Below are 3,909 nucleotides of genomic sequence, written 5' to 3'. Positions count from 1 at the left end.
ATGTAGCGGTCCAGACCGAGGAAGTGCCCGCCCATCTTCAGCACGCTCAACGGAACTGCCTGCACAAGGCCGATCCAGAACCGGCGCCGCATGTCGATCAGTTCGAGATCGGGCTCCGCCTCTAGGCTGACCAGAACCGGCTCCAATGCCATGCCGCAGATCGGGCACGACCCCGGCGCGACCTGCCGAATATTGGGGTGCATAGGGGCAGGTGTAGATCGTTCCTTCGAGCGCCGACTCGGCTGCTGCAACCGCCACCGCCGGATCGAGATAACGCTCCGGCTCGGCCAGGAACTTCGCGCGGCAACCCGCTGGACAGAAGTGCCAGGGTCGGCCGGCGTGCTCGGCCCAATGCTGCGTCGTATGGCGGGCGACCCTCATGCCGCAGACCGGGTCCTTGACAATAGCCCCGCGCATCAGCGCGGGGACTCGTGGCTTGAGCTGTCGCTCAGCTTCGGGCGGGGGCGGTCGCTGACCCGGTAGCCGCTCGTCCCTTGCGGCTGGGGCCCGGCCGGTATCTTGCCGGCACCCGCAGCAGCCGCATGCCGTTGGCGATCACGATCAGCACCGAGAGCTGGTGCACGAGCATCCCGCCGGCCATGTGGACATGCCCGCTGAAGACGCCGGCAAGCAGCCCGGCCACCGTCAGAAGCGCGATCACGAGGTTCTGGCGCATGTTGCCCAGCGTCGCGCGCGAGATCGCCATCGCCTCCGGGATCTTGCCCAGGTCGTCCTTCAGGAGCGCGATGTCGGCGGTCTCGATGGCCACGTCGCTGCCCGCCGCGCCCATGGCGATGCTGGTGTCGGCGGCCGCCAGCGCCGGGGCGTCGTTGATGCCGTCGCCGACCATGGCGACATGGGCGCCGTCGGCCTTCATCTGGCGGATCAGCTCCAGCTTGTCCTCGGGCATCAGCCCGGCATGGACCTCGTCGATGCCGACCTCGCGGGCGATGGCTTCGGCCGCGCCGTGCTGGTCGCCGGTCAGCATCGCGACGCGCTTGATGCCGATGTCGCGCAGCCGGGCGATGGCTTCGCGGGCGCCCTCGCGGGCCATGTCGGACATGCCCAGCAGCCCGATCAGCCGCCCGTCCGCCGCCACCAGGATCGGTGTCTGCCCGGCCGAGAGCAGCCGATCCAGCCCGGCCTCGCCATCCGCGCCCAGGGGGATGCCGAGCTTCTCCATCAGGCGGCGGTTGCCGGCGGCGACCTCGCGCCCGTCGATGCGCGCGCTGATGCCCATGCCGGCGTGCTCGTCCAGCGTCTCGGGCGTGGGCAGCGGCCCCTGCTTGCGACCGGCCTCGACGATGGGGCGGCCGAGCGGGTGGTCCGAGCCGGCCTCGGCGGTCGCGGCAAGCCGCAGCAACTTGTCTTCCGTGCCGTCCAGCGCGATCACGCTTGCCAGACGCGGCTTGCCTTCGGTCAGCGTCCCGGTCTTGTCGAGCGCGATCGTGTCGATCCGGCCCGCGCTTTCCAGGTGCTGGCCGCCCTTGATCAGGATGCCGCTGCGCGCGGCCCGGCCGATCCCGGCGACGATGGACACGGGCGTCGAGATCACCAGCGCTCCGGGGCAGCCGACCACCAGCAGCGTCAGCGCCAGCCGGATGTCCTGCGTGAAGGCGAACGCCACGACTGCGAGCCCGATGATCGCAGGCGTATACCATTGCGCGAAGCGCTCGATCATCCGCTGGCTGGGGGCTTTCTCCTCCTGCGCCTCCTCGACGCGCTGGATGATGCGGGCGAGCGTGGTGTCGGCGCCGACATTGGTGGCGCGAATGCGCAGCAACCCGTTCTCGGCGATGGTCCCGGCATGGACGCGCGAACCCGGCGCCTTCTCGGCGGGCATCGGCTCGCCGGTGATGGCGGCCTCGCTGACTGCGGCGGTGCCCTCGGTCACTTCGCCGTCCACCGGGATGCGCTGGCCGGCCTTGACCAGCACGGTTTCACCCAACTGAACCGTGTGGGCCGGGATCTCGATGGGTTCGCCCTCGCGCAGCACCGTCGCGGTGGCGGGTGCGGCGTCGAGCAGTTCCTTCAGCGCGCCGCGGGTCTGGCCCATGGTCCGCATCTCCAGCCAGGCACCGAGCATGAAGAGGAAGGTGACGGCGGCCGCCTCCCAGTATTCGCCGATCACCAGCGCACCCGCGGCGGCGATCGTGACCAGCAGCTCGATGCTCAGATGCCTGACCTTCAGCGCGCGCCAGGCCCGAACAGCGATGTCCGAGCCGGCCAACAGCGCCGCGGCCACCATCAGCCCGGACCACAGGTCGATCATGCCGAAGCCGTAACGCGCGATCAGCCCGGCCGCGATCAGCATGCCGCTGCCGGCGGTCAGCCACAGGCGCCGCCGCGCCGGGTGCGCGAAGGCGGCCTTCATGTTTGCAGATAGTCGTTCCATCTCATTCATCCTTCTCATCCAGACAGCAGACCGCCGCGCCGAGCTATGGCGCGGCGGGGGTCGGGATGCGGTCAGAAGGCCGAGGGGCGCGCCTCGTAGCCGGTGCCGCGGATCGCCTGCACCAGCGCATCGACGTCCGACTGCGCGGGGTCGTGCTCGACCTCGATCCTGCCGGTGTTGAAGCGGACTTCGGCTTTTTCGACGCCGGGCAGACCACGCAGGGCCTTCTCGATCTTAGGCACGCAGGACGGGCAGGACAGTTCGTCACTGCGAAGAACGGTTTTCTGGGTCATGGTCGTTTCCTTTCGACATTCGGCGGGGCTCGTCCCTACCTTCAGCCAATGACCTATGACTTCCGTCCGAGGTTGCGATTGGGGAAACCCGAAAGCTGCGCTTGCAGCAACGCACAGCCGTCGCCTTGGCCATTGCTTCCACCGCCAGCTATGTTGCACGCCACGGCGGAGCGATCCGCCAAATCCGAAAGGCGGCATTGCATGGATGCACGGATCGACAACTGGGACGACCTGCGGCTGTTTCTCGCGGTGGCGCGCGCAGGCACGCTGTCGGGGGCCGCGCGGGAGATCGGCGTGAACCATTCGACCGTCTTCCGCCGCATCGGCGCGTTTGAGGAAGCCCTTGGCGTGCGCCTCTTCGACCGGCTGCCGAACGGCTACGCCCTGACCGCGGCGGGCGAGGCGATGCAGGAGAGCGCCCTGAGGGTCGAGGAAGAGATCGCGGCCCTCGACCGCCGGGTTACGGGACAGGATCTGCGCCTGAGCGGGGTGGTGCGGATCACCACCGTGGACATGCTGGCGCAGGGCCTGCTGCCGCGGCACCTGCTGGCCTTCCGCCGCGCCTATCCGGGCATCGAGATCGAACTGACCGTCGGCAACGCCACCCTGAACCTGACCCGGCGCGAGGCCGACGTGGCGCTGCGGGTCGGCAATCAGCCGCCGGAGACGCTCTTCGGCCGCCGCGCGGGACGGCTGGCCTTCGCCGTGTATGGCGCCCCCGAGGCAGCCGAGACCAGGGAGCCGCTGGCCGAGCAGCCATGGATCGGCTTTAACGCCGAACACGCACCGCTCGTGCGCGCCTTCGCCGAGTTCCTGCCCAATGCGCGTCCCGCCTTCCGCGTCAACTCGGTGGCGGCCGCCATCGCCGCGGCCAAGGCCGGCCTCGGCCTCGCCACCCTGCCGTGCGGGATTGCGGACCTCGATCCCGGGTTGACGCGGGTCGCGCCGCTGCCCGAGAGCTTCACGCTCGACCTTTGGCTGCTGACCCACGAGGACCTGCGCCGGACCGCGCGCATCCGCGCCTTCCTCGACTTCATGGCCGAGGCGCTGGCGCAGGAGGCGCCGCTGCTCGAGGGCGCCGCCTGAAGCGGGGCGTGAGCGACCGCGATGTGTCTGAGCGTTCCGACCTGAGCAGGGTTCCCCTGGTTATCCCGAGCGGACAGAAATCGCAGCGGCATGCCCGCGCCGCGAAGGAAGCTCGTGAATCGGAGCATGGCCGGG

4 protein-coding genes and 1 pseudogene are annotated in these 3,909 nt (G+C 69.7%); 1 reads left to right on the top strand and 4 read right to left on the bottom strand.

The features are described from left to right. The 4 genes and pseudogenes from Q4F04_RS14835 to Q4F04_RS14820 all read right to left on the bottom strand — a co-directional run. Positions 1-203 (bottom strand): heavy metal-binding domain-containing protein (locus tag Q4F04_RS14835; protein WP_303370571.1); only part of this gene is annotated, 203 nt, incomplete at its 3' end. Between the two features lie 121 nt (positions 204-324). After that, positions 325-381: pseudogene (locus Q4F04_RS14830) on the bottom strand (hypothetical protein); the annotation flags it as partial. Positions 382-448: 67 nt separating this feature from the next. Further along, a complete protein-coding gene (locus Q4F04_RS14825) occupies positions 449-2,395 on the bottom strand; it encodes a cation-translocating P-type ATPase (RefSeq protein ID WP_303370570.1) in 1,947 nt (648 codons plus the stop codon). 71 nt (positions 2,396-2,466) lie between these two features. Beyond that, positions 2,467-2,688 carry a heavy-metal-associated domain-containing protein gene (locus Q4F04_RS14820; RefSeq protein ID WP_303370569.1) on the bottom strand — a complete coding sequence of 74 codons (222 nt, stop codon included), beginning with the start codon at positions 2,686-2,688 and terminating at the stop codon, positions 2,467-2,469. Positions 2,689-2,889: 201 nt separating this feature from the next. Here Q4F04_RS14820 and Q4F04_RS14815 point away from each other — a divergent pair, with 201 nt between their 5' ends. After that, a complete protein-coding gene (locus tag Q4F04_RS14815) occupies positions 2,890-3,774 on the top strand; it encodes a LysR family transcriptional regulator (RefSeq protein WP_303370568.1) in 885 nt (294 codons plus the stop codon). Positions 3,775-3,909: the final 135 nt, after the last annotated feature.

The sequence above is a fragment of the Paracoccus sp. (in: a-proteobacteria) genome (assembly GCF_030536915.1).
GTDB lineage: Bacteria > Pseudomonadota > Alphaproteobacteria > Rhodobacterales > Rhodobacteraceae > Paracoccus.
The sequence above is the reverse complement of the archived record's forward strand: the minus strand, read 5'-3'. Positions and strand labels throughout refer to the sequence as shown.

What these genes read in the sequence shown, in the direction of transcription:
- Q4F04_RS14825 (WP_303370570.1), bottom strand. Translation starts at nt 2,395, where the DNA reads ATGGAACGACTATCTGCAAACATGAAGGCCGCCTTCGCGCACCCGGCG.
- Q4F04_RS14820 (WP_303370569.1), bottom strand. Translation starts at nt 2,688, where the DNA reads ATGACCCAGAAAACCGTTCTTCGCAGTGACGAACTGTCCTGCCCGTCC.
- Q4F04_RS14815 (WP_303370568.1), top strand. Translation starts at nt 2,890, where the DNA reads ATGGATGCACGGATCGACAACTGGGACGACCTGCGGCTGTTTCTCGCG.